The sequence below is a fragment of the Photobacterium sp. ABD4_091 genome (assembly GCF_056160145.1).
Map to the genome: position 1 here is coordinate 1,684,711 of NZ_JBSWWQ010000001.1, position 25,362 is coordinate 1,710,072.

At 55.3% G+C, this 25,362-nt stretch carries 22 protein-coding genes; 16 read left to right on the plus strand and 6 right to left on the minus strand.

The genetic code is table 11. The features are described from left to right. Positions 1-283 precede the first annotated feature (283 nt). From ACXAGQ_RS07885 to hemB, 6 genes are all read left to right on the plus strand, one after another. Positions 284-2,002, plus strand: coding sequence for an ABC transporter ATP-binding protein (locus tag ACXAGQ_RS07885; RefSeq protein WP_475253042.1), 1,719 nt, complete (start codon positions 284-286; stop codon positions 2,000-2,002). Between the two features lie 101 nt (positions 2,003-2,103). Beyond that, entirely contained in the window at positions 2,104-3,660 is a 1,557-nt protein-coding gene (locus ACXAGQ_RS07890) for an ABC transporter substrate-binding protein (protein WP_475253050.1), read from the plus strand. An 86-nt stretch (positions 3,661-3,746) separates the two neighbouring features. Continuing rightward, a complete protein-coding gene (locus tag ACXAGQ_RS07895) occupies positions 3,747-4,724 on the plus strand; it encodes an ABC transporter permease (protein WP_475245718.1) in 978 nt (325 codons plus the stop codon). A gap of 3 nt (positions 4,725-4,727) precedes the next feature. Continuing rightward, positions 4,728-5,669, plus strand: a complete 942-nt coding sequence (locus ACXAGQ_RS07900; protein ID WP_475253052.1) for an ABC transporter permease — start codon at positions 4,728-4,730, stop codon at positions 5,667-5,669. Between the two features lie 63 nt (positions 5,670-5,732). After that, complete coding sequence (gene tatD / locus ACXAGQ_RS07905; RefSeq protein ID WP_475253054.1) at positions 5,733-6,530, plus strand: 3'-5' ssDNA/RNA exonuclease TatD; 798 nt, start codon at positions 5,733-5,735, stop codon at positions 6,528-6,530. Between the two features lie 49 nt (positions 6,531-6,579). Further along, complete coding sequence (gene hemB / locus ACXAGQ_RS07910; RefSeq protein WP_475253056.1) at positions 6,580-7,629, plus strand: porphobilinogen synthase; 1,050 nt, start codon at positions 6,580-6,582, stop codon at positions 7,627-7,629. An 82-nt stretch (positions 7,630-7,711) separates the two neighbouring features. Here the strand turns inward: hemB and asnC are convergent, their stop codons facing one another. Then, entirely contained in the window at positions 7,712-8,173 is a 462-nt protein-coding gene (gene asnC / locus ACXAGQ_RS07915; RefSeq protein WP_107300322.1) for a transcriptional regulator AsnC, read from the minus strand. Between the two features lie 137 nt (positions 8,174-8,310). On the opposite strand from asnC, the gene ACXAGQ_RS07920 reads away from it, so the two are divergent. The 3 genes from ACXAGQ_RS07920 to ACXAGQ_RS07930 all read left to right on the plus strand — a co-directional run bounded on the left by ACXAGQ_RS07920 (position 8,311) and on the right by ACXAGQ_RS07930 (position 12,829). Continuing rightward, complete coding sequence (locus ACXAGQ_RS07920; protein WP_475253058.1) at positions 8,311-11,442, plus strand: ABC transporter substrate binding protein; 3,132 nt, start codon at positions 8,311-8,313, stop codon at positions 11,440-11,442. Between the two features lie 60 nt (positions 11,443-11,502). Beyond that, positions 11,503-12,273, plus strand: coding sequence for a class I SAM-dependent methyltransferase (locus ACXAGQ_RS07925; RefSeq protein ID WP_475253060.1), 771 nt, complete (start codon positions 11,503-11,505; stop codon positions 12,271-12,273). A gap of 82 nt (positions 12,274-12,355) precedes the next feature. Further along, the gene (locus ACXAGQ_RS07930) at positions 12,356-12,829 is read left to right on the plus strand and encodes a hypothetical protein (protein ID WP_475253062.1); all 474 of its coding nucleotides are present in this window, start codon (positions 12,356-12,358) and stop codon (positions 12,827-12,829) included. A gap of 347 nt (positions 12,830-13,176) precedes the next feature. Here the strand turns inward: ACXAGQ_RS07930 and ACXAGQ_RS07935 are convergent, their stop codons facing one another. Genes ACXAGQ_RS07935 through hemC form a run of 4 tightly spaced genes read right to left on the minus strand, consistent with a single transcriptional unit; the run spans position 13,177 to position 17,282 of the window. Then, entirely contained in the window at positions 13,177-14,364 is a 1,188-nt protein-coding gene (locus ACXAGQ_RS07935; RefSeq protein WP_475253064.1) for a heme biosynthesis HemY N-terminal domain-containing protein, read from the minus strand. After that, positions 14,361-15,590: a uroporphyrinogen-III C-methyltransferase gene (hemX, locus tag ACXAGQ_RS07940; RefSeq protein WP_475253066.1), complete on the minus strand. Its 1,230-nt coding sequence runs from the start codon at positions 15,588-15,590 to the stop codon at positions 14,361-14,363. The genes ACXAGQ_RS07935 and hemX overlap by 4 nt, the downstream gene beginning before the upstream one ends. Beyond that, positions 15,583-16,350 carry a uroporphyrinogen-III synthase gene (locus tag ACXAGQ_RS07945; RefSeq protein WP_475253068.1) on the minus strand — a complete coding sequence of 256 codons (768 nt, stop codon included), beginning with the start codon at positions 16,348-16,350 and terminating at the stop codon, positions 15,583-15,585. The genes hemX and ACXAGQ_RS07945 overlap by 8 nt, the downstream gene beginning before the upstream one ends. Further along, positions 16,350-17,282: a hydroxymethylbilane synthase gene (gene hemC / locus ACXAGQ_RS07950; RefSeq protein WP_475253070.1), complete on the minus strand. Its 933-nt coding sequence runs from the start codon at positions 17,280-17,282 to the stop codon at positions 16,350-16,352. The genes ACXAGQ_RS07945 and hemC overlap by 1 nt, the downstream gene beginning before the upstream one ends. 411 nt (positions 17,283-17,693) lie before the next feature. On the opposite strand from hemC, the gene ACXAGQ_RS07955 reads away from it, so the two are divergent. Beyond that, entirely contained in the window at positions 17,694-20,252 is a 2,559-nt protein-coding gene (locus tag ACXAGQ_RS07955; protein ID WP_475253072.1) for a class I adenylate cyclase, read from the plus strand. Between the two features lie 99 nt (positions 20,253-20,351). Here ACXAGQ_RS07955 and cyaY read toward each other — a convergent pair whose 3' ends face one another. Further along, a complete protein-coding gene (cyaY, locus tag ACXAGQ_RS07960) occupies positions 20,352-20,663 on the minus strand; it encodes an iron donor protein CyaY (RefSeq protein ID WP_475253074.1) in 312 nt (103 codons plus the stop codon). 78 nt (positions 20,664-20,741) lie between these two features. Between cyaY and lptM the strand changes: the two genes are divergently transcribed. Genes lptM through yigB form a run of 6 tightly spaced genes read left to right on the plus strand, consistent with a single transcriptional unit; the run spans position 20,742 to position 25,346 of the window. Then, positions 20,742-20,861, plus strand: a complete 120-nt coding sequence (lptM, locus tag ACXAGQ_RS07965) for an LPS translocon maturation chaperone LptM (RefSeq protein WP_255041592.1) — start codon at positions 20,742-20,744, stop codon at positions 20,859-20,861. 26 nt (positions 20,862-20,887) lie between these two features. Further along, positions 20,888-22,141 carry a diaminopimelate decarboxylase gene (gene lysA, locus ACXAGQ_RS07970; RefSeq protein ID WP_475253076.1) on the plus strand — a complete coding sequence of 418 codons (1,254 nt, stop codon included), beginning with the start codon at positions 20,888-20,890 and terminating at the stop codon, positions 22,139-22,141. Between the two features lie 14 nt (positions 22,142-22,155). Further along, entirely contained in the window at positions 22,156-22,986 is an 831-nt protein-coding gene (gene dapF, locus ACXAGQ_RS07975; protein ID WP_317525032.1) for a diaminopimelate epimerase, read from the plus strand. Further along, positions 22,983-23,687 (plus strand): DUF484 family protein, encoded by a 705-nt coding sequence (locus ACXAGQ_RS07980; protein ID WP_475253078.1) that lies wholly within the window; start codon positions 22,983-22,985, stop codon positions 23,685-23,687. The genes dapF and ACXAGQ_RS07980 overlap by 4 nt, the downstream gene beginning before the upstream one ends. Beyond that, positions 23,684-24,595 (plus strand): tyrosine recombinase XerC, encoded by a 912-nt coding sequence (gene xerC, locus ACXAGQ_RS07985; protein ID WP_475253080.1) that lies wholly within the window; start codon positions 23,684-23,686, stop codon positions 24,593-24,595. Before ACXAGQ_RS07980 ends, xerC begins: the two co-directional genes overlap by 4 nt. A 28-nt stretch (positions 24,596-24,623) precedes the next feature. Then, a complete protein-coding gene (yigB, locus tag ACXAGQ_RS07990; protein ID WP_475253082.1) occupies positions 24,624-25,346 on the plus strand; it encodes a 5-amino-6-(5-phospho-D-ribitylamino)uracil phosphatase YigB in 723 nt (240 codons plus the stop codon). Positions 25,347-25,362: the final 16 nt, after the last annotated feature.

Sequence of the window (25,362 nt, forward strand, 5' to 3'; positions counted from 1 at the left end):
CTATATCATATAACGGGATTTGTAGTGTCTTACACTACTAGTTATCTGTATTGCACGTGGTGGTCTTACCTGCATTTGCTCCTGACATCCTACTTTTCTTTCTTTTGGTTTGATTAATTATTCTCTTTTTATTCGTTTTGCTGGTTTTTACGAATGTCTTGTTGATTTTTTGTGAAACTTTTGACAGATTATGTCCTGAACATATATTCAGCGAATTATGCTGAAAGAAGGGATTCAATTTTTCAGACAGGGCAGAACGCTGCCAAGCAGTTGGGGTCTGGTAATGGCTTTATTGGAAGTGAAAAACCTGCGTATCGAATACCCATCGCGACATGGGGTTCATGCTGCAGTGAAATCGCTCTCGTTCTCTATTGAGCGAGGGGAGATTGTCGGCGTCGTCGGTGAGTCCGGTGCCGGTAAGTCAACCGTGGGGAATGCGGTCATTGATTTGCTTAGCCCGCCGGGGCGGGTGGCGAAAGGTGATGTCTACCTTGATGGTGAACTGATTTCGGGTTTGACGGCTGAGCAGATGCGCTCGGTGCGTGGGTCGAAAATCGGTTTTATCTTTCAGGATCCGATGACCTCACTCAACCCATTGTTTACGGTTGAGCAGCAGCTGACCGAAACCATTGTGACCAACTTGAAGGTAAGCCAGGAAGAAGCCGTTAAACGTGCGATCAGCCTGATGGAGCAAGTTGGGATCCCGCAGCCTGAGCTGCGCATCAAACAGTATCCGCATCAGTTTTCCGGCGGCATGCGTCAGCGGGTCGTGATTGCGATTGCTCTGGCTGGTGAGCCGGATTTGATTATTGCCGATGAGCCAACGACGGCGTTGGATGTCTCGATCCAGGATCAGATCCTCAACCTTATCCGTGAGCTTTGCCAGAAGAAAAACGTTGGCTGTATGTTGGTGACTCATGATATGGGGGTCGTTTCCAATGTTACCGACCGGGTTGCGGTCATGTACCGTGGCGACCTAGTTGAAATGGGCGAGACTGAGCAAGTGCTGTGCCGCCCTAACCACCCATACACCCAGAGCCTGATCTCAGCGGTGCCGCGCTCTGATATTAAGCTCAAGCGCTTCCCGCTGGTGAGCTATATCGAAGAAGCCCAGGAGATGAGCCAGCTGGACGTGAAGAACCACTGGCTGGGGCAGAGCGAAGATCAGCGCAGCTATACCGGTGCACTGCTGCAGGTCGAGAACGTCAACCTGCGCTTTGTTACCAAGGACTCTTTCTTCGAGAGCCGCCGTGAATACGTCCAGGCCAACAATGATGTCAGCTTTGAGATCTTCGAGGGTGAAACCTTTGGCCTGGTCGGTGAGTCAGGCTCCGGCAAGTCGACCATTGCCCGGGCAATCACTGGCTTGTACCCGCCTAATTCTGGCAAAATCACCTTTGAAGGTGTCGATCTGACAGCCCTCAAGAATGAAGCTGAGCGCCGCCCGCTGCGACGCCAGATGCAGATGGTATTCCAGAACCCGTATACCTCGATGAACCCGCGGATGAAGATCGCCGATATCATTGCCGAGCCAATCCGCTTCCATAAACTGACCGACAACGAAAGCCAGACTCGCCAGATCGTCAATGATCTGCTTGATCACGTTGGTTTGGGCAGCGCCTCCGGCGTGAAGTACCCGCATGAGTTTTCCGGTGGCCAGCGCCAGCGGATCTCGATTGCCCGGGCATTGGCCACCCGTCCCCGCCTCTTGATTTGTGATGAACCGACATCGGCATTGGATGTCTCGGTTCAGGCGCAAATTCTCAACCTGCTCAAAGACCTGCAGGACGAGCTGAACCTGACCATGCTGTTCATCAGCCACGATTTGCCGGTGATCCGCCAGATGTGTGACCGCATCGGGGTGATGCAGAAAGGTACGTTGTTGGAGGTCGCACCGACCGAGCAACTGTTTACCAACCCACAGCATGAATACAGCCGCCAGTTGATATCGCTGATGCCCGAATTCAAAGGCATGAGCCAGGAAGGACTCAAGTTAGCTTAATCCAAATTTACCGCTGCACCGAACTGTGCAGCGGGAATCGGACACAACAAAAGCAAACACAATAGCAAGGGAGTTACCTCCCCGCATAAAGGAGCTATGCAATGAAAACCATCAAGACCAAATTGGCCGTTGCCCTAATGGCTGCCGGCCTGAGCTTTAGTGCCGCTGCTGCCCAAATCAAAGTTGCCTACGATGCTGACCCGGTATCACTTGACCCGCATGAGCAACTATCTGGCGGTACGATGCAGCTATCCCACATGGTTTTTGACCCACTTATCCGCTTTACCCAGGATATGGAGTTCGAGCCTCGCCTTGCAGAAAGCTGGGAGCGTGTTGATAACGAAACAATGCGTTTCAACCTGCGCAAAGGGGTGAAGTTCCATTCCGGCAATGAGCTAACGGCCGATGATGTGGTATGGACGTTTGCCCGCCTGAAAGAATCCCCTGACTTCAAAGGTATCTTTGAGCCACTGCTGTCATTGACCAAGGTTGATGACTACACGGTTGAGATCAAAACTGACGGTACTTACCCGCTAGTAGAAAACGTAGCGACTTACATCTTCCCAATGGATAGCAAGTTCTACACCGGTAAAACGGCAGATGGCAAAGACAAGGCTGAGCTGGTGAAGCACGGTAACTCCTTTGCTTCTGGCAACATTTCAGGTACTGGTCCATTTATCGTTACATCCCGCGAGCAGGGTGTAAAAGTTGAGTTCGAACGCTTTGCCGACTATTGGGACAAAGGCTCGAAGGGTAACGTCGACAAGCTGACCTTGGTTCCAATCAAAGAAGATGCGACCCGTGTCGCTGCGTTGCTGTCTGGTGGCGTCGATATGATTGCGCCGGTTGGCCCAAATGACTACAACCGTATCGAGCGTGCCAAGGATGTTGACCTGATCACCATGCCGGGTACCCGTATCATCACTTTCCAGATGAACCAGAACTCTAATGAAGCCCTGAAAGATGTCCGTGTTCGTCAGGCGATTGTCTATGCCATTAACAACGAGGGCATTGCCAAGCGTGTCATGAAAGGCGCTGCAACCGCTGCAGGCCAGCAGAGCCCTGTGGGCTACGCGGGCTACGAAGAAAGCCTAGCACCGCGTTTTGACGTTGAAAAAGCCAAGCAGCTGATGAAAGAAGCAGGTTACGAAGACGGCTTTACCCTGACGATGATGTCGCCAAACAACCGCTATGTGAATGATGACAAGATTTCACAGGCTGCGGCAGCCATGCTGGCGAAAATTGGCATCAAGGTTGACCTGAAAACCCTGCCAAAAGCCCAGTACTGGCCTGAGTTCGATGTCTGTGCGGCAGACATGATGATGATTGGTTGGCACCCGGATACAGAAGATTCAGCGAACTTCACTGAGTTCCTGACCATGACCCGTGATGAAGGCACAGGTAAAGGCCAGTACAACTGTGGCCATTACTCAAACAAAGAAGTGGATCAGCTGATTATTGATGCCAATAAAGAAACTGATCTAGAGAAGCGCAGTGCGATGCTCAAGAAGGTGGAAGAGCTGCTGTACAACGATGCTGCGTTCGTGCCGCTGCACTGGCAGGACCCATCATGGGCTGCGAAAACTAACCTGAAGATTGGCTCGATCGTTAACGGTATGAACTTCCCGTACTTCGGTGATCTGGTAGTTGAAGAGTAATGGTAATACTGCCGCCGGGTAACCGGCGGCTTGCCAGCACCGGCAATGGCCGGTGCTGTTTTTAAGGATGAATAAAGGGGCAGGGAATGTTTACGTTTCTGGTCAAGCGCCTGTTTCAGGCACTGATAGTGATGTTTGTGATCAGTCTGGTGGCGTTTGCCATTCAGGATAACCTTGGCGACCCGCTGCGTGAGCTGGTGGGGCAGTCGGTATCAGAAGCTGAACGTCAACAACTTCGTGACGAGCTGGGTCTTAACGACCCGTTTATTGTCAAATACAGCCGGTTTGTCGGCGACGCGCTGCAAGGCGACTTGGGTACATCCTATTTCTTCAAGCGCCCGGCGGCAGAGGTGATCCTCGATAAACTCGTGCCTACCCTGGAGCTGGTGTTCGGGGCAACCCTGATTATTATCGTGGTGTCGATCCCGCTTGGGGTCTATTCGGCAATCCACCCCCATAGTTTTTTCACCAAAGTGGTGATGGCCTTCAGTAGTATCGGCATTTCCATTCCGGTCTTTTTGACTGCGATTATGCTGATGTATGTGTTTTCGATAGAGCTCGGCTGGCTGCCGTCCTACGGGCGCGGCGAAACGGCCAACCTGCTGGGTTGGGAGTCGGGCTATTTTACCCTTGATGGGCTGCGCCATTTGGTGCTGCCGTGTATTGCATTGGCGTCAATCATGCTGCCGCTGTTTATCCGCCTGGTGCGCTCCGAGATGCTGGAGGTGCTGAGCTCGGAATACATCAAGTTTGCCAAGGCCAAGGGCCTGGCGATGAACAAAATTTATTACCAGCATGCGTTGAAGAATACCATGCTGCCGGTACTGACGGTCGGCGGTGTCCAGATCGGTACCATGGTCGCCTATACCATTTTGACCGAAACGGTATTCCAGTGGCCGGGCATGGGCTTCCTGTTCCTGGAGGCGATCAACCGGGTCGACACCCCGCTGATCACTGCCTACGTTATTTTTGTCGGCCTGATCTTCGTGGTTACCAACACCATTGTTGACCTGATGTATGGCCTGGTAAACCCAACTGTAAACCTGACTGGCAAGGGAGAGTAAGTCATGAGTAGTACCACAGCCGCTGCCCCAAGCCGTTGGGAGCGTTTCAAGCAGTCAGATTTCCTCTATTACTTCCGCCGTGACAAAGTGGCGATGGTCAGCTTTGCCGTCTTCATGGTGTTTGCCGTCTCGGCACTGCTGGCCCCGGTAGTTGCCCCGACTAACCCCTATGATCTGTCGACCATTGATATTATGGACTCAGAGCTGCCGCCTTCCTGGATGGAGGAGGGTGACAGCCGCTTCCTGCTGGGCACCGATAACCAGGGTAGGGATATATTCTCGACTATCCTGTATGGCTCGCGCCTGTCGCTGACCATTGGCCTGCTGGCGGTGGGCCTGCAGCTGGTGCTGGGTGTGGTGATTGGCCTGAGTGCCGGTTATTTTGGCGGCCGGGTTGATAGCTTCCTGATGCGATTTGCCGATGTCCAGCTGTCTTTCTCGACCATGATGGTGGCGATTATCGTCTCGGCGATTTTCCGTACCGCGCTTGGCTCGGAGCTGTTTGCCCAGTATGCGGTGGTGATGCTGGTGGTCATTATTGGTATTGCCGAGTGGCCGCAGTATGCGCGTACCGTGCGGGCTTCGGTGCTGGCCGAGAAGAAAAAGGAATATGTCGAAGCGGCCAAGGTGATGGGCTTCAAGGCGCCACGGATCATGTTCCGCCATATCCTGCCGAACTGCCTGTCGCCTATCTTGGTGATTTCAACCGTACAGGTGGCCAATGCCATTATGTCCGAGGCAGCGCTGTCTTTCCTTGGCCTTGGCCTGCCGGTTGACCAGCCGTCACTGGGCTCGCTGATCAGCATCGGTTTTAACTATATCTTCTCTGGTTCATGGTGGATCACCGCCTTCCCGGGGCTGGTATTGGTGACCTTGGTATTGGTTATCAATCTGTTGGGTGACTGGTTGCGTGATGTATTCAACCCGAAAATTTACAAAGGGTGATAGCAATACGTAGCGATATTCATTAAGTTGTTTCCATTGCTAACAAAAAGAGTGGAAACAACGATGATTGATATCGGGGTCAACCTGACCAACAGCCGGTTCGACAAAGACCGCGACGAGGTCGTGGCACGCGCTAAAGCAGCGGGTGTCCACGGCCTTATTCTTACCGGTACCAGTATCGAGGAAAGCCGGCAGGCTTTGGCGATGGCCCGCCAGTGGCCGGGGTATACTTATAGTACCGCAGGGGTCCATCCCCATGACGCCAAAAGCGTTCAGGATTTATCTTTGCCTGAAATCCGTGAGCTGGCCGCTCGGCCAGAAGTCGTGGCGATTGGTGAATGTGGCCTAGACTTCAACCGTGATTTCTCCCCCCGCCCGCAGCAAGAAGCGGTTTTCGAGGCCCAGCTGGCGATGGCAGCTGAGCTCAATATGCCGGTGTTCATGCACTGCCGTGATGCCCATGAACGCTTTATGGCGATCCTAAAACCGTGGCGGGACAAGCTGCCTGCCGCAGTCCTTCACTGCTTCACTGGCACCCGCGAGGAGTTGCACGACTGCCTGGCGCTGGATCTCCACATCGGTATCACCGGCTGGGTCTGCGACGAGCGCCGCGGCACCGAGTTGCGCGAGATTGTCGGCGATATTCCCGATAGCCGCTTGATGGTAGAAACCGACTGCCCTTATTTGCTGCCAAGGGATTACCGGCCAAAGCCCAAATCCAGCCGCAACGAGCCTAAGTTCTTGCCCCATATTGCTTCTGTCATTGCCGAGTGCCGTGGCCAGCAGGCTGAGCAGGTGATGGCCAATGCTTATGTTACCACCCAGGCATTTTTCGATATCGGATCACTTTCAGCCCAATGAGAGTGATATGATCCAACTAAAGCGATTTAACCCATAAAAGGAGTATGCAGTGTCTGTATCTATCCAGGGCGCGTTTCCGGCACGCCGTATGCGTCGCATGCGTAAGCATGATTTCAGCCGCCGTTTAATGGCAGAAAATCAGATCTCTGTGAATGACCTGATTTACCCGATGTTTATCCTGATGGGTAAGAATCGTCGTGAGACCGTTGATTCCATGCCGGGGATCGAACGCTTGTCTATTGATTTGATGCTTCAGGAAGCAGAATACCTGGCGACACTGGGTGTGCCGGCAATTGCCCTGTTCCCTGTGGTATCCCAGGACTTCAAGTCTGTCTGTGCTGCGGAAGCTTTTAACCCGGAAGGTTTGGTCCAGCGTGCCGTGCGTTTGCTCAAAGAGCACGTGCCGCAGATGGGCGTGATCACCGATGTTGCCCTCGACCCGTTCACTATCCACGGCCAGGATGGCATCATCGATGAAGACGGCTATGTCATCAATGACGTCACTACCGAGGTGCTGATCAAGCAGGCCTTGTCCCATGCCGAAGCGGGTGCCGATGTTGTTGCGCCGTCAGACATGATGGATGGTCGTATCGGTGCTATCCGCGAAGCACTGGAAGAAGCGGGTTATGTGCATACCCAAATCATGGCTTATTCCGCCAAGTACGCGTCGAACTACTACGGCCCGTTCCGTGATGCAGTCGGCTCGGCGGGTAACCTAAAAGGCGGTGACAAGAAGACTTACCAGATGGATCCGGCTAACACTGACGAAGCGTTGCATGAGGTCGCGATGGACGTCAACGAAGGCGCTGACATGGTAATGGTCAAGCCGGGTATGCCATACCTGGACGTGGTTCGCCGAGTGAAGAGCGAGCTGCAGGTACCGACCTTTGCCTACCAGGTGTCCGGTGAGTACGCGATGCACATGGCAGCAATCCAGAATGGCTGGCTCAAAGAGCGCGAGACCGTGATGGAATCGTTGCTGTGCTTCAAGCGCGCCGGTGCCGATGGCGTATTGACTTATTTTGCCAAGTCGGTTGCCGAGTGGTTGGCGGAAGACGCCGCAGCACGCCAGGCTGAGTTGGATAAACTGGGTGAATAGTAAGTATTCACTTACTCATAAGATGTTGCAGGGCCAGCGCGAAAGTGCTGGCCTTTTTTAATGGTGGCAGCTCCGGTGTGCGCTAGGGTTTGACGTTGCGGTTGATCGGGTTCTGGAGCGAGATCAGGGTTTCGGTCGACTGGACCTCGTCGATAGCCTGCAGTTTGTCGATCAGCACATACTGCAGCTCTTCTATCGATTTGCACATCAGCTTGACGAAGATATTGTAGGCACCGGTGGTGTAATAGGCTTCAACCACTTCGTCGAGCTCGTTGAGCTTGCGCAGGGCTGAGTGGTAGTCACGGGCAGCATTGAGGTTGATGCCGATAAAGCAGCACACATCGTAACCGAGCAGCTTGGGGTTGATGATCACCTCGGTGCCGGTGATGATTTCGGCTGCACGCATTTTTTCGACCCGAACATGGACCGTGGCCGGGCTGACATTGAACCGCTTGGCCATTTCGGCATAGGGAGTGCGGGCATCGTTCATCAGGGTATTGAGGATTTCCCGGTCGAGATCATCAATTCGAATCTGGCTGGTCATGGTAGAAGCAATCCTTGGTTTATACGTGCTTGCTCATATCTTATACTGTCGCCCAGCTATGTCGCTAAATTATATTAAAAAATTATCGTTTGGCCTGCTTCTGGCCCTGCAACTGATAGACAGGACCCCTGACCCTTATGCGTTTGATTGCTTTTTTGTTTTTCCTTGGCTGGCTACCGCTCCAGGCATCGGCCTATGACACTTTGGTGATCCACTCCTACCATAAGGGCATGCGCTGGACGGATGGGCTCCAGGCCGGACTGGAATCGGTGGCCAGTACCCAAGGGGTTTCGCTCCATGTTAATTACATGGACAGCAAGCGCTACCAGTCGCCGGCCTACCTCAATGAGCTGTTGGATATCTACCGGACCAAGCTGAAGCGGGAGAACTACCGGGCTATCGTGGCCACTGATGACAATGCCCTGTGGCTGATCAACCAGCTGGCCGAAGAGGTTGGCGAGACGCCGGTGATATTGGCGGGCATCAATGATTACCACCCCCACAAGCACCGGCGGCTGAAAAAAGTCATCGGTATCCTCGACCAAACCGATGCCTCTGCCAATATTAGCCTGGCACTGTCGGTCCAGCCGGATCTGCGCACTATGTATGTGCTGGCGGACAATACGGTCACCGGGCGGGCGCTGTGGAAAGGGGTCAATGAATTTCTCTCGGTTAATTTCCTCGACCTCGAAGTGATCCGGATACAAGACGCTGACTTTGCGACGGTACTGGCCGAGTCTGAAGTATTGCCCCCCCGCTCGGCGATCCTGTTCCTCAGCTATTTTCAGGATAGCCTCGGCCACTACATGAGCAGTGACGATTTTCTTGAGGAGCTGACGAACCGCGCTTCTGCGCCGGTGTATGCCTCCTATAAATACATGCTCAACCATGGTGTTGTCGGTGGCGTGATGGTGGGGAGCTATGACAAGGGGCGCCAGATCGGCAAGATGCTGGTCAAGCTGCTAGACGGCAAGGTGACCCGTTTCCCGACTTTTATCCGCAGTACCGGCAAGGAAATCTTCAATTTCCCTGAAATTGCCCGTTGGGGGCTGGAGATCGATAACAACGAAACCCTGATCATCAATCGGCCGGAGAGCTGGTTCCACCGTTACCAGAATGAAATCCGGGTGCTTACTGTTGCCCTGAGCGTGATGGGAGGGGTTATCGCCCTGCTGGTGATGGTGATCCGCAGGTTGCGCAAAGGTGAGCAACGGCTGCAGCAGAGCCGGGCTTTGTTCGAAGGGGTGTTTGACCAGAGCTTCCAGTTTATCGGGATTTTTGACAGGGCTGGCATGCTGGTATCGGGCAACCTTGCCCTGCACGAGCTGGTAGGGCGTTCGGTGGTCAAGTATGACCGGCCGCTGTGGCGGTGGTTTTGCTGGAGCCCTGAGACGGCGTTGAAGCTGAGCCGGGCGGTGACCCAAGCATGTGGTCAGCCGGTGCGGCTTGAGCTTGAGATCCAGAGCCATGAAGACGGCAGTAGGATGCTGGACGTGGTGATCAAGCGGATGCCGGCGGGTGAGAGCGGCGAGGTGCAGCTATTGCTGGAGGCCCGGGATGTGACGACCCGCCACCAGATGGAGGAAAAGCTGCGTGAGCGTGAGGCGAGTTACCGTTTGCTCTATGAGCAGCAGCCGGTCATGCTGCTGACCGTTGATCGCCAGTCACGGATCCAGTCGGTCAATCAGTTTGCCGCCGACTTGCTGGGCTACAGCAAGCGGGATTTGCTCGGCCACAAGGTCGCTGGCTTCTATGAGGGCGGCGAGCCTGAGCCGCAACGCTATATCAGTGCTGCTTTGGATAATGGCGGCCAGCGGGTTTGGCGTCGCCAGCTGCGCTATTGCTGTGCCGATGGCCGCAGGGTATGGATTCGCGAGACGATTCGCCAGGCCCAGAACCGTCAGCTGCTGGTGGTCGGGGAAGATATTACGTCCACCCGTGAGCTGGAGGAGCAGCTTGCCTATCAGGCATGCCATGACTACCTGACCGACCTATACAACCGCAACCACTTCGAGCAGTCACTGGAAAAGGCGCTGGCAGAGTCCCGTGAGCACGGGGCCCGCCATGCTATGCTGTACATTGATTTGGATCAGTTCAAGGTGATCAATGATACCGCCGGTCATGAAGCCGGCGATGAGGCGCTCAAACAAGTGGCGATGATGCTTAAGGGGATCACCCCGGGACAGGCTGTCCTGTCACGCCTCGGCGGCGATGAGTTTGCCGTGATCCTGGCCGATTGCCAGCTGGCCGACGCGGTAGCGTTCGGACGGGAGATCCTCCAGCTGCTCGAAGAGAGCGAGTTCTACTGGCAGACTGCCCGCTTTAGTTTCAGTGCCTCCATTGGCCTGCGGATGATCGATGAGACCGCAGGCTCGACCCAGCAGGTCCATGCCCAGGCCGATACTGCCTGCTATGCCGCCAAGGATGAAGGCCGCAACCGCCTCCATGTGTACCATCCAGGGGATGAGGAACTGCGCCGGCGCGAGCTGGAAATGGAGTGTGTCAGCTTGATCCGCCGGGCGCTGTCGGAGCAGCGGCTGGAGCTCTATGCCCAGCAAATATCACCACTGAGTTCCAGCCACCAGGGCCACCATTATGAAGTCCTGGTGCGGATCCGCAATGACGAGGGGGAAATGGTGTCCCCTGGGCTGTTCATGCCGGCAGCCGAGCGCTACAACCTGGCGCACCGGATTGACCGCTATGTGGTGGGGGCGGTGATTGACTGGCTGGAAGCCCATCCGGCAGCCGTCGCGACCTTGGACATGTGTGCCATTAACCTGTCGGGGCAGTCGATTGGCGATCATGACTTCGTTCATTTTTTGCAGGACAAGATCCGCTACTCCACTATCCCGGCAGAGAAACTGTGCCTGGAAATTACCGAAACGGCAGCTATCGGCAATATGAGCGAGGCGATCCGCTCGTTTACCTTGCTCAAGGAGCTGGGGTGCCGGATCTCGTTGGATGACTTTGGCTCCGGGCTGTCGTCGTTTGGTTACTTGAAGCGGATGCCGGTCGATATCATCAAGATAGACGGCATGTTTGTCCGGGATATCGCCGATGACGAGGTGGATTTTGCCATGGTGAAGGCAATCAATGAGCTGGCCAAGAAGATGGGCAAGCAGACAGTGGCGGAATTTGTCGAGAACGAGGCTATCCTTGCCAAACTCGGTGAACTGGGCGTCGACTACGCCCAGGGGTATCTGTTTGGCCGTCCCCAGCCACTGGATCAACTGGTCGCTCAATTGAGCCAGCGTGAAGAGGTGGTATAATCCGCCGCCTATCGCTTGTCATGTGTCACTGGCAGGCACTGTATTTACCGGAGTGTGCGTGTGCAACTAGCCTTAATTTGTGAGTCCCCTGAACGTCAACCTGAACTGGAGCTACTGGCAGAGCGCTGGGGGCTATCCCATGATCCTGACAGCGTGTTTGCGTTGGTCCTGACGGCTGAGCGACTGGAGCTGCGCAAGCTCGACGAACCCAAGCTGGGCGCAGTATATGTTGACCTTGCGGGTGGCGCGGTAGCGCACCGACGCAAGTTCGGCGGCGGCCGCGGGCAGGCGATTGCCAAGGCTGTGGGGCTCAAAGGCGGCGTGACCCCGACGGTCGTTGACGGCACTGCGGGGCTGGGACGTGATGCCTTTGTACTGGCGTCGCTCGGCTGCAAGGTACAGATGGTCGAACGCCACCCGGTGGTCGCGGCATTGCTGGACGATGGTTTGGCGCGTGCCAAAGCCGACAGCGAAATCGGCGGCTGGATCAGCGAGCGTCTGACTCTCCTGCATGCCTCGAGCCATAATGCACTTGAGCAACTGGCTGCAGATCCTAACTTCGTCGCGCCGGATGTGGTCTACCTTGACCCGATGTACCCGCACAAGAAGAAATCAGCCTTGGTGAAAAAGGAAATGCGGGTATTTCAGACCCTAGTCGGTGCTGATCTTGATGCCGATGGCTTGTTGGGGCCGGCATTGGCCTTGGCGACCAGGCGGGTCGTGGTCAAGCGGCCTGACTATGCGGAGTTTCTGGCAGGGCAAAAGCCTGCCATGGCCATTGAGACCAAGAAAAATCGCTTTGATGTCTATGTAAAGGCTGCGATGAAGTAGCGATCCTTTGATGACGGCGGTATATTGTAAATGAGAATAGTTACTCCGGTCTGATGTTGGCCGGGCAGCCGGAGATGAGGGAATGGCAAAGTCGTTGTGTAAATACCGCCGGGTCGAAATCGCGGCCCAGTTTTCCACTATCAGCCGGATTGTCAGTACCGCTAATTATATGTGCAGCAGCTGTACCCGGGTGGCATCGGAGAAAGCTTACCTGTGTAAGCCGAGTGCCTTGAAGCGCCCTGCCGACATGGCCCATGCGGTGAAACCGAGCCTGACATCGGTGGAGACGGCAACAGTATCTGAACTGCCTAAGGTTGCGCCCTTGCCAAGGGGAGCTGCACAGGTTGCTGCCGTCGCGGCCGAGCTGGATACGCCAGCGCCGGTGATTGCCACGCACCCGGCAGTGGCTGCGAGCCGGAAAGAGGCCAAGAAAAAAGCCAAGCAGCTTAAGAAGCTGAAGAAACTGGCGAAAAAGCAGAAGAAGCAGCTCAAGAAAGCGATGAAGGCAACCCGCCGCTACCACAAGGCGCTGGAGAAGGCGCAAGCATCGATTTGACCGTATGACAGATATAAAAAAACCTCCTGGCGGAGGTTTTTTTGTTCTGGGCAATTATGATTCTTTGATCAGTACTGCAGTCATTAGGCAGGTGATCACAGAAACAATGATGCCAGAAACGATCAACCAAGGAAGCATATCCATAGTTAGGTATCCATCTGTTGAGCAACGGGAGCCCTATTGAAACCTGTTTACAAAATGCTAGCAATGGGATGGATATAGGTTGAAACGCCTGTTAACAATTAGAAACAAATATCTGTATTAGGACACATAAATCATTGCTTTTGAGTATAAAAAAGCACCCATTCGGGTGCTTTTTGTTTGCAAAATGTTATGTTGCTTTTTTGTTAACTTTTGGCTGGTAGCGCCAATGTCAGCGCCTGACGGGATAGCTCGGCAGCGCCTTGCTTGTCATCCAGTTGCTCCATCACCTCAACTAAGTAGCCGTAGTCAGCGACATCGCTGCGTAGGGCGATAGCTTTCTCGAAATGCTCCTTGGCCTCTTCCAGCTTGCCTTCGCGCATGAACAACTGGCCCAGTGCACTGTGGGTGCTCGGGTTGCTGCTGTCATAGCGCAGCAAGTCCTGCAGGCGAACAATGGCTGGGTGGTTGTCAGCCAGCTTCAGGGCCGGGACAAGGTTGATCAGCGATTCGTCATTGCTCTTTTTCAGCGCATCACGCAGCACGGTATACGCTTCGCTGTCGGCGTTGTACTGACTCATTAGCTTGACGAAGCATGCGACCAGATCAGGGCGTGCCTTGGTTTTGCGGCCCAGACTGTTCCAGTGCCCCATCAAACCTTCGCTGCCTTGCTGCTTGGCAATATGGTGCATGATGCCGCACTCGGCTTTCGCTTCGAGCTTGGCCGCTTCTTCCGCATCGACCACCCCGGCTTTCTCCAGTTGAGGCAGCAGGGCTAGAAGAGGTTTCCAGTCTTCCAGGCGGATGTAGCAGTCTTTTAGTAAGGTCAGCAGTACCGGGTTGCGGCTGTGATCGCGCTTGATGTCCTGCAAAGTGGCAACAGCTTGTTCGAATTGCTGCTGGCGATACTGGAGCTTGGCGCGGGTCAGGGCAACGGCCAGGCTCTGGCCATCAATTTCAGCCGCCAGTTTCAGGTACTCGTCACGCTGGCTGGCATCGCCTTGGCCTTGTGCGGCTTCGGCAGCAGCCAGGTAGTTTAGCAGCGGGGCATCACTGTGCTTGGCTGATTTTACAACCAGCTTTTCTGCTTGCTTCCAGTCACCTTCGATAACCTTGGTAAGGCCTTCTGAGGTTTGCAGGCGTGCTTTGCGGGTCTTGCGGCCCGAGAACCAGCCTCGGGTTGAGCTACCCAGCGAGAACAGACGCTTGAGGATATTCTCCAGTAGGAAAAAAGCACCGAACAGGACAACCACCAAGATGATCAGGGTAGTCAGGCTCATTTCCACTGTTTGGTTGGCTGCGGAGATCAGCACGTAACCTTGGTTACCGGCCAGCATTGGGCCGACAACGATACCGGCGATCAGTGCGGCAACCAGCAATAGCAGTTTGATCATGCCGGGTTCTCCTCTGTGCTAAGCGGTTTCACCTGCTGGCGTAGGCGCTCGCTGATAGTATCGGTGATCAGCGCTTGAGACTGCAGCTTGCTAGGGTAGTCGGCTTCGATGTTCTCTTGGCCCAATGCCTCTAGCGTTTCGATGAAGCTCTGAACCGCAGGATCTTCCATGTTATAGAACTGTTCAGCCCAGTCTTTGGCCATTGCCAGCGAGGAGGTGTACAGCTCGCCCTGCTCGCGGTAAACCGACTTGATCGCGGTTTCCAGCTTGGATTTGATGTTCTCTTGCAGGTAGAAGTCTTGTTTTGGAGTCAGTAGCGGGATCACACTGCCGTCACGCTGGCGGTAGGTGATGAAGTGATCGCTGAAGTTTTTCAGCGAGGTCTTCAGGTTCTGTTTCCAGTCGTCTACCGATGCTGAGACTTCGGTGGTCTCGACCGCTTCCGCTTCTGGCAGGATGGCATTGGCCAGTGGCAGCTTGCCAATTTCTTCCTGCAGGCTGGTCAGGCGCAGGACAAGGCCGTCACGGTCAACGCGGGCGACAGCTTTCAGCGCGGTGATATCAGTGTGCATTGCCTGGCGAATAGGGGTCAGGCTCGGGTCGTTGAGCTCGGCAATGCGGTGGTCGGCAGATTCCAGCAAAATCGTGGCACTGACCGTGTCGTGCTCAAGCCACAGCTTGCGGCCTGCCATCTTGACTAGGTAATCCGCTTCAGCCAGCAGCCAGTCATTCGGGCGTCGGCCTTTCATTTCAGCCAGTGCCATTTGCAAGCCGGTGATTGATTTATCCTGCTGCTCGATAGACGTCTCGGTACGCTGCAGGCTGCTGTTTACCTGGTTGAGTGTTTCTTGCTGTGAAATCTTTAGGGATGACTGGAGCTGGGATTGAAGCTGGGAAATTTCCTGCTTCAGGGCGGCCATTTGGCCGTTTTGGGCTAGGGTCTGCTGGTGGCCGTGATAGTAAAGGCCAGCACCTAATGCAATGACCAAGGCGATGGCAATCGCACCGGTTTTGCTGCCGCCCTGCTTTTCACTCGGCTGGCTGGCTGGCTGCTCGGCTTTTACCTGTTTTTCAGCAGCAGGCTTTTGCTCTGGGGCAGGTTTCTTGTCAGCGGCAGGCTTGGGCGCTTGTGCCTTGGCATTGGCTTGTCCTTGCTTATTAGTATTGTTCGCTGCGGATTGTTGTTTATCTGCAGGGTTTTCATTATTGGTTTTTTTATCAGTCATCCGATTTTCCCATTGTGCCTATTTTGCTTAGGGTCGTGAACAGTGGGCCGTTGGCCGCACTTCCCACATTGGAAATTAAACGAAAACCAAGCCCGAGGGCTTGATCGGCGATTCGCTGGCTTGGTACGAATAGCTGGCAGTTAAGAAACCAAGCCTTGGCGCTGTCTGGTATGAGCTTGACCAGCCGGTCTAGTTGCTCACCACTGGTCACCACCAGGGTGTCAACATCGTCCTGCTGCCACTTCAGGCTAAGGGCCTGGCCATCAAGCGGAATCCAGCTGCGCTGGTAAGTCTCGCAATAGGAGACATCGGCCCCACTCTGGCAAAGGCGCTGGTATATTAATTCGCGCCCGCCATTGCCCCGCAGAATGAGCGCTCGGCGCCCAGCCACATCAGACAATACCGGTAAGGCCAGCAGCCCCTCACTGTCGCAGCGCTCGGACGGGGTCAGGGCAGCTTGCCCTGTATAGTCTTGCAGCGCCGCGGCGGTTTTCTGGCCGACCGCTATATAATGCACGTTTTTTGGCCAGCTGGCACCTACCGACATCATGTAATTGTGCGCTAGGTTGGCGGCGTGAACACTGACGGCAATCAGGAAATCGCCATTTTGCAATTGTGAGAGGGCATTGGGGAGGTCTTGCAGTTGCTGCCCCGGCTGGATTTCCAGCAGGGGCTGGGCAATAGCACTGATCCCCGCAGCGGTCAGCTGTTGGGTTAGCTGGTGGCATTCGGGTGCCGGGCGGGTGATCAGTATGGTCATCAGGCGTTGCCGTAAAGCTCGTCGAGGATTGCCTTGGCACCGTCGGCCAGTAGCTGGTCGGCGAGCTGCTCACCGAGCTGCTCGGCATCATTACGGTGGCCACGGATCTCACCGCGGACAATCTGGCTGCCGTCAGGCTCGCCAACGAGGGCGCGAAGCCAGATCTGATCACCTTCTAGCAGCGAGTAACTGCCGATTGGTACCTGGCAGCCCCCTTGCAGGCGGTTGTTCATTGCGCGCTCGCACAGTACACGGGTCTCTGTGTCACGGTGGTTGAGGGCATCCAGCAGCTGGCGGACACGCTCGTCATCAAGGCGGCACTCAATACCAACCGCGCCCTGGCCGACAGCCGGCAGGCTGGTTTCCGGTGCGATGGCATCACGGATACGGTCTTCCATCTTCAGGCGCTTGAGGCCGGCGCAGGCCAGGATAATGGCATCATATTCACCGTCATCCAATTTGCGCAGGCGGGTATTGACGTTGCCGCGCAGATCTTTGACAACGAGGTCAGGGCGCTGGGCGCGCAGCTGGCATTGGCGGCGCAGGCTCGAGGTGCCGACCACGGCGCCTGCTGGCAACTGCTCCAGGTTGTCGTATTGGTTGGACACGAATGCATCACGCGGGTCTTCGCGCTCGCAGATGGTGACCAGCCCCAACCCTTCCGGGAACTCTACCGGGACGTCTTTCATCGAGTGCACGGCAATATCGGCGCGGCCTTCCAGCATCGCTACTTCCAGCTCTTTGACAAATAGCCCCTTGCCGCCCACTTTGGCGAGCGGGGTATCGAGAATAATGTCGCCTTTGGTGACCATAGGAACCAGTTTAACCTGTAGGCCCGGGTGGGCTTGTTCCAAGGCAGCTTTGACAAATTCGGCTTGCCACATAGCCAATGGGCTCTTGCGGGTGGCAATACGGATTGGGGTATCGGTCATAGGATCGGATCCATATATTTAGTTGGGCACTGTCATTATTGCTTCTAATCCTACCACTACTGGGCTGTGATGGTAATTGGTGTGTGGCTCTCAGTGCGTTGGGGCAATATTGTCTTGCTATAAGCTGCAATTAATGTGATATTGGTCACATATGTCCTTGGCAACATACAGATAACCGATCGTAAAGTGGCGGTTTGGTGAACTTGTACTAGCTTCAGGGAAGGCGACTACGGAAAGGTCAGCTGGCAACATTTCAGTCCATTCATAATTTGTCATAAAACGCCACTATCTTTACGGTTAATACAAAAACTGTTAGATTGATCACGTTTTTACTCCTGGTTCGAGCCATCTCAACCGCTTTAATGACAAGATTTGGGCCGCTCTCAAGCTGGTAGCTCTTGGAAGAGTAATTTGCAGAACTATATTGAAACGCTTAAAGGTAGATTGGATCAGCTCAACGAGCTAAGACTCGAGCGGGCGCGTGCCGCTATGACGCCTCAGTCTGTACAGGTATTTAACCTGTTACCGGTTCTACTTCACTATAATCACCCGGCGGTGCCTGGCTATCTTGATCAGGATGTTCCGGTGGGGATTGCGTCTTTTACTGCCTCCGAGCAGCAGCAACAGTTAATTGATGACTGTGGCTTGGCTTGTGCTACCCCAATTTCTCCTCCTGTTGTTGATATTTTCCCTATCCAAGGCCTCTATGCCATGGGCAGTACGGCCTCGCTTGGCCAAAGCCTGACCAGCGACCTGGATATCTGGGTGTGTATCCGTACCGATATGCCTTCAGACAGCCGCCGGGCGCTGGAAGCCAAGTGTGCGGTGATCTCCGAGTGGGCATTGGCGCAGGGGGTCGAGGCGAACTTCTTCCTGATCGACGAAAACCGCTTCCGCGATAACTTCTCCGAGCAAATGACCGGTGAGAACTGTGGTTCGAGCCAGCACCTGCTGTTGCTGGATGAGTTCTACCGCTCGGCGGTGAACTTAGCTGGCCAGCGCCTGCTGTGGTTCATGGTGCCGCCGGAAATGGAGGAGTGTTACGATGACTACATCTGCTATCTCGAAGGTGGCGGGTATATCCATCGTGATGAATGGATTGATTTCGGTGGCCTGTCGCGCATTCCGGCCGAGGAATACTTCGGCTCCAGCCTGTGGCAGCTCTACAAGAGTATCGACTCGCCGTACAAATCAGTATTGAAGGCGATCCTGCTTGAAGCCTATTCGTGGGAATACCCGCATACCCAGCTGCTCAGTGTCGACGGCAAGCGTCGCTTCTTTGCGATCGACCGCACTGAGTTCTGTATGGACGCGTACTACCTGATGCTAGAGAAGGTGACCCGTTACCTTGAGCGTATCGATGATCACCGTCGCCTCGACTTGGTCCGTCGCTGTTTCTACCTCAAAACCCATGAGAAGCTGACCCGCGAGCCGGCGTCTGGCTCGGTGCCTTGGCGCCGCAAGGTGTTGCAGGAGCTGACCAATGAGTGGCAGTGGCCGCAAGAGGTGCTTGTCGAGCTCGACCGCCGCCGTGACTGGAAGGTCGAGCAGGTCAAGAGCGCGCACAACGAACTGCTTGATGCCTTGATGCTCAGCTACCGTAATCTGATCCGTTTTGCCCGCCGCAACAACATTACCTCGGCGATCAGCCCAGAAGATATCAGTATCTTGGCGCGCAAGCTGTATGCTGCGTTCGAGGTGCTGCCGGGTAAAGTGACCCTGCTCAACCCGCAGCTGTCACCTGATTTGCACGAGCAAGACCTGAGCCTTATTCAGGTACCGGCAGGGCGTACCAATACCGCTGGGTGGTACCTTTATAAGCAGTCGCTCGACCCGATCGCCATTATGGGGCGCCCGGCGCTGGAGCATAACCGTTACCTTAGCAAGCTGGTGGCTTGGGCCTACTTCAATGGCTTGCTGACAGAGTCTACCTGCCTGCATAGCGTGGTGCGCAATTCGGCGGTGGATATCGATAAGCTTTACCAACTGGTGAGTGATATCCGTAACACCTTCCCGATCCGCCGCCCGCAGCCGAGCCTGCAGGCGCTGTCGAGCCCGTGCGAGATCCGCCAGCTTGGCCTGTTTGTTAACTTGGAAAACGATCCGACCACCCGGCTGCGTAACCGCTCGGTCAAGTTCGACTTCAAGAATACTGATATTTTCAGCTATGGCCCGGAGCAGATGTGCCTGGTCGGCAGTGTCGATTTGGTGTACCGCAACTCGTGGAACGAAGTGCGTACCCTGAATTTTACCGGCGACAATGCGATGCTCGACGCCTTGAAGACGGTGCTGGGCAAGATGCACCAGGATGCGCTGCCACCGGAGTCGGTGGACGTATTCTGTTACAGCAAACACATGCGCGGGTTGATCCGTAACTTGGTGTACCAGCTAGTGGCCGAGTGTATCGAGATGCGCCTCAAGCCCGTTGAGCAGGAAAAGCGCCGTCGTTTCAAGGCGATTCGTATTGCGCGTCAGACCCATGGCTTGTTCTTCGAACGCCGTGGTGTATCGGTCCAGAAGCTGGAAAACTCGGTCGATTTCTACAGTTGTATCTCGACCAACAAGCTATTGGGCTCGGCCAATTTGGTGATGGGCAAGACTGACGAGCCGCATCCGCCGGAAATCGTTGATGCCTATGCCAGTGAGGGGTTGATCCAGTTCTTCTTCGAAGACTGCGATTCAGGCTTCAATATCTATATTCTCGATGAGTCGAACCGGATTGAAGTATACCGCCAGTGCAGCGGCGACAAAGACGAGATGGTACACGGGGTGAACCGTTTTTATACCTCGGCCCATGATCGTTTCAGCTACAGTGCGAACTTTATCAACTTCAACCTGCCGCAGTTCTACGACATTGTTCACAGCGAGAGCGGTGAGCCGCAGGTACTGCCGTACAAGAGTGGCCAGCAGCCATCGCGCCGTGCGGTGGTGGCGCCCCAGCCGTTGATGAATGCCAATATGACGCGCTGAGAAAACAAACTCAGACACAAACACAAAGCGGAAGCCTGGGCTTCCGCTTTTTTGTACCGGTTTTGTACCGATCTTGGTATCAGTGGCCTGCTGGAGTGATCACCAGTCGACGGTTTCACCGGCGTGCAGCGAGCATTCCTGTTTGACCAGGGCGATCAGCTCGTTGTCGCTGCGGGTGCAGCGCCACTCACTGCCATTGAACTTGAAGTGGTAGCCACCGGATTTTGATGCCAGCCAGATCTCGTGCAGCGGCTCCTGGCGGTTAATCACGATTTGGCTGCGGTTCTCAAATTCCAGCGTCAGTACGTTGCCGGTAGTCTCGTATTCGATGTCGGCACCGGATTCGTCGATGCCTTCTTCGATGCTCATCAGCACTTCATCTGCTAACTTATGAAATTCTGTATCATTCATCCCCGATCGTCCTATTGCTTTTCCTAGTGTGGGTGCGATTATAGAGGGCAATGAAATGATAATCACTGGCTTTCAAAAATGCGTAAAGGTTTATTAGCAATTTTGGTGTTGGGCGTACTGGCCCTCACCGGTTGTGGTCAGAGCGGGGCACTGTACATGCCTGACGACAGCGAGCAGCAACAGCAAAACGATCAATAAACGGTTCAGACAGGGAAGAGACTACATTGGATTACTTTAATTATCAGCAAGATGGCCAGCTATGGGCCGAAGACATTCCACTGGCCGAACTGGCTGACCGTTTTGGCACACCGTTGTATGTATATTCGCGTGCGACGCTGGAGCGTCACTGGCATGCGTTTGACCAGGCGGTGGCCGATCATCCCCATCTGATCTGCTATGCCGTTAAGGCCAACTCCAACATCGGCGTACTTAACGTGCTGGCAAGGCTCGGCTCGGGTTTTGATATCGTTTCGGGTGGCGAGTTGGAGCGAGTGGTTGCCGCCGGTGGCGATCCGGCCAAGGTGGTGTTCTCCGGTGTCGGCAAGACGGCGGCGGAAATGAAACGGGCCCTGGAGCTTGGCATCAAGTGTTTCAATGTAGAATCCGAACCTGAGCTGGAGCGTCTCAACCAGGTAGCTAGCGAGTTGGGCAAGGTGGCGCCGATTTCACTGCGTATCAACCCGGATGTCGATGCCCAAACCCACCCGTATATCTCGACCGGTCTGCGCGATAACAAGTTCGGCATTGCCTTTGACCGGGCGCCGGATGTGTACCGTTTGGCTCATAGCCTGCCTCATCTTGAAGTGACGGGGATGGACTGCCATATCGGCTCGCAGCTGACGGCTATTGACCCGTTTATCGATGCTACCGATCGCCTGCTGGCGTTGATTGATACCCTTAAGGCGGAAGGCATTGTTATCCACCACCTTGATGTGGGTGGCGGTTTGGGTGTGACCTACAGTGACGAGCGCCCGCCTCAGCCATCGGAATACGCCAAGGCCCTGATGGAGCGCCTGACTGAGCATCGCAACCTTGAACTGATCTTCGAGCCGGGCCGTGCAATCGCAGCGAATGCCGGCGTGATGCTGACGCAGGTGGAGTACCTCAAGCATACCGAGCACAAGAACTTTGCCATTGTCGATGCGGCGATGAACGACATGATCCGCCCGACGTTGTACCAGGCGTGGCAAGATATCGTGCCAGTTGCCCCACGCGAAGGTGAGAAGGTGACCTATGACTTGGTAGGCCCTATCTGTGAGACCGGTGATTTCATCGGCAAGGATCGCCAACTGTGCCTTGAGACCGGTGATTTGCTGGCGGTGCGTTCGGCGGGAGCCTATGGTTTTGTGATGTCATCGAACTACAACACCCGTGCCCGTGCGGCAGAGATCATGGTTGATGGTAACCAGGCCCATGTGGTGCGTGAGCGTGAAGAGCTGGCGCAGCTGTGGCAGTCCGAGCATCTGTTGCCGGAATAATGAGAAGGAACAACATGCAGGTCAATTTTTCGAAAATGCATGGGTTGGGCAACGATTTTATGGTCGTTGACTGTGTCACCCAGAACGTGTTCTTCTCGCCGGATGCTATCCGGAGGTTGGCTGACCGACACCGCGGGGTGGGGTTCGATCAGCTGCTGGTGGTGGAGCCTCCCTATGATCCCGAGACGGATTTCCATTACCGGATTTTCAATGCTGATGGCAGCGAGGTCGAGCAGTGTGGTAATGGTGCGCGCTGCTTTGCCCGTTTTGTCTGGATGAAAGGGCTGACCAATAAATACCACATCTCGGTCAGCACCAAAGCCGGCAAGATGGTGCTCAAGCTGGAGAACGACAACCAGGTCACCGTCAACATGGGTGTGCCTGAGTTTGACCCGGCGAAAATCCCTTTCCGTGCCAAGCAGAGTGAGAAAACTTACATCTTGCGGGCCGGTGAGAAAACCGTGTTCTGCGGGGCGGTCAGCATGGGCAACCCCCATTGCGTGACGGTGGTCGATGACGTTGATACCGCGGATGTTGAGACCCTAGGGCCATTGCTGGAATCCCACGAGCGTTTCCCTGAGCGGGTCAATGCGGGCTTTATGCAGGTGATCAACCGCAATGAAGTTAAGCTGCGGGTTTATGAACGCGGTGCTGGTGAAACCCAGGCTTGTGGCAGCGGGGCGTGTGCCGCGGTAGCCATTGGCCGGGCCCAGGGCCTGCTGGATGATAGCGTGAAGGTGTCGCTGCCGGGCGGCGACCTGCAGATCCGCTGGCCGGGCGAAGGCAAGCCTTTGTATATGACAGGTGCAGCAACGCACGTGTTTGATGGACAAATTGTATTATGACCGATATTTCTCAGCTGGATGTGTGTACCCCGGAAGCGGACACCGTCTCGTTGGACGAACAGGCAGTGGCTGACTTTCTGTTGGCTAACCCTGATTTCTTTGTTCGCCACCCGGAGCTGCTGAGCCGGATACAGGTTCACCATGCCGACCGCGGCGTGGTGTCGCTGGTGGATATCCAGCTGGAACGCCTGCGCAGCAATGTCGGCGAACTGGAAGAGAAAATTACCGGCTTGGTCGGGGCGGCAACCAAGAACAGCCAGCTCTACCATACCTTTGCCAAGGCGCAGCAGCAGCTGTTCCAGACCCACAATATCTACCAGGCACTGTGTGTGCTGGAAACGCTGGCTGATGAGCTGGGACTGGATGTCAGCCTGCGGCTGTTCGATAGCCTGGATGACAACCTGTTCCTCGAGCGCCGCAGTTTCGATAGCTTCAGCCGCTCGCGGCTGTCATCCCGCCCGGTCTACCTTGGCCGCCTGCGCAAGCATGAGGCGGAGATGTTATTTGAGCAACCGCCGCAGCTGGGCTCTTTTCTGGTATTACCGCTTGGCAACGACAGGCCGTTTGGTGCCCTGAGCTTCGCCAGTGTTGATGGCGGCCATTTCCAGCCGGAGATGGATACGCTGTTTGTCGAGCAGCTGGCCATGGTGCTGGCTAAACTCATTCACCACTGGGAATATACCCGTGAGGTGATTGAATGAGCCTGCCTGCCGGTTTGGAAAAACCGTTGCAGCGATTCTATGAATACCTGCGCAGCGAGCGGGAGCTCAGCCTGCATACCCAGCAGAATTACAAGCGCCAGCTGACAACCTTGGCTGAGCAGTTGGTCTCCTTGGGGGTTGACAACTGGCAGGCGGTGGACGCCGGCTGGGTGCGCCAGCTTGCCTCCAAGGGCATGCGTGATGGCCTCAAGGCCAGCAGCCTGTCGATGCGCCTGTCGGCGCTGCGCAGCTTCTTCGACTACCTGGTGCAGCAAGGCGTGCTCAAGGCCAACCCGGCCAAGGGCGTGTCGGCACCGCGCAAGGCGAGGCCGCTGCCGAAGAACCTCGATGTTGATGAAATGGATCAGCTGCTCAGTGTCGATGAGGATGACCCGCTGGCTATCCGTGATCGGGCGATGATGGAGCTGATGTACGGTGCTGGCTTGCGTTTGTCGGAGCTGGTCGGCCTGGATGTCAAGAATGTCAGCCTGCGCAAGGGCGACTTGCGGGTGATCGGTAAGGGCGACAAAGAGCGTGTGGTGCCGTTTGCCGGCTTGGCCCGCGAATGGGTCGGCCACTGGCTCAAGGTACGGGGCCAGTTGGCAGTGCCAGGTGAGCCGGGGCTGTTTGTCTCCAAGCTAGGGCAGCGCATTTCCAACCGCAATGTCCAGAAACGGATGGCGGAATGGGGCCAAAAGCAGGCTGTTTCCAGCCATATCAACCCGCACAAGCTGCGCCATAGCTTTGCGACCCATATGCTCGAGTCTTCGGGGGATCTGCGCGCCGTCCAGGAGTTGCTGGGCCATGCCAACCTCTCGACCACTCAAATCTATACCCACCTGGACTTCCAGCATCTGGCACAGGTGTATGATGAAGCCCATCCCCGCGCCAAGCGCAACAAGCGCTGAGCCGGGGCTATTTCGAGAGTAACAGCTGATGCAGTTCTACCGCCGCTTGCCTGCGCCCAAGGCACTGACCTTCGATCTTGACGATACCCTCTATGACAACCGCCCGGTGATCCGCCGGGCCGAGCAAGCGATGCATGACTGGCTGGCAGCCCACCACCCGCGCACGCAAGGCGTCGGGAAGACGGGTTGGCTACAGCTTAAAATGCGCCTGGCCAAGGCTGATCCTATGCTGCGCCATGACGTGACCCAATGGCGCTTCGAGTTGTTAAAAACTGGCTTTATGCAGTTGGGCTACTCTTTGTCGGCAGCCGAGCAAGCAGCAAACGAAGGCGTGGCGGTGGTACTGGAGGTCAGGAACCAGGTTGATGTTCCTGACGAGACCCACAGGGTGCTGGCCTTGCTCAAACAGCAGCTGCCATTGGTGGCGATTACCAATGGCAATGTCGATGCGGGTAAAATTGGGCTGGCGCAGTATTTTGATAGCGTCTTGATGGCCGGCCGTGATGGGCTGTCAAAGCCCGAGCCGGATTTGTTTGCCAGTGCAGCCGTAGGGCTCGGTCTGGCACCGGGCGATATCCTCCATGTCGGCGATCACCTGGTGACCGATGTCGGCGGGGCCAAGCGCAATGGCTTCAAAGCCTGCTGGTTCAACGACCAGCAACGGGTGCTGAGCCGCGAGCCGCGTGCCAAGTGGCTGCCGGATGTCGAAATCAGCCAGCTTTCACAGCTGTTGGCGTTGGTGAGTGACTAATAAGAGCCATTTAACT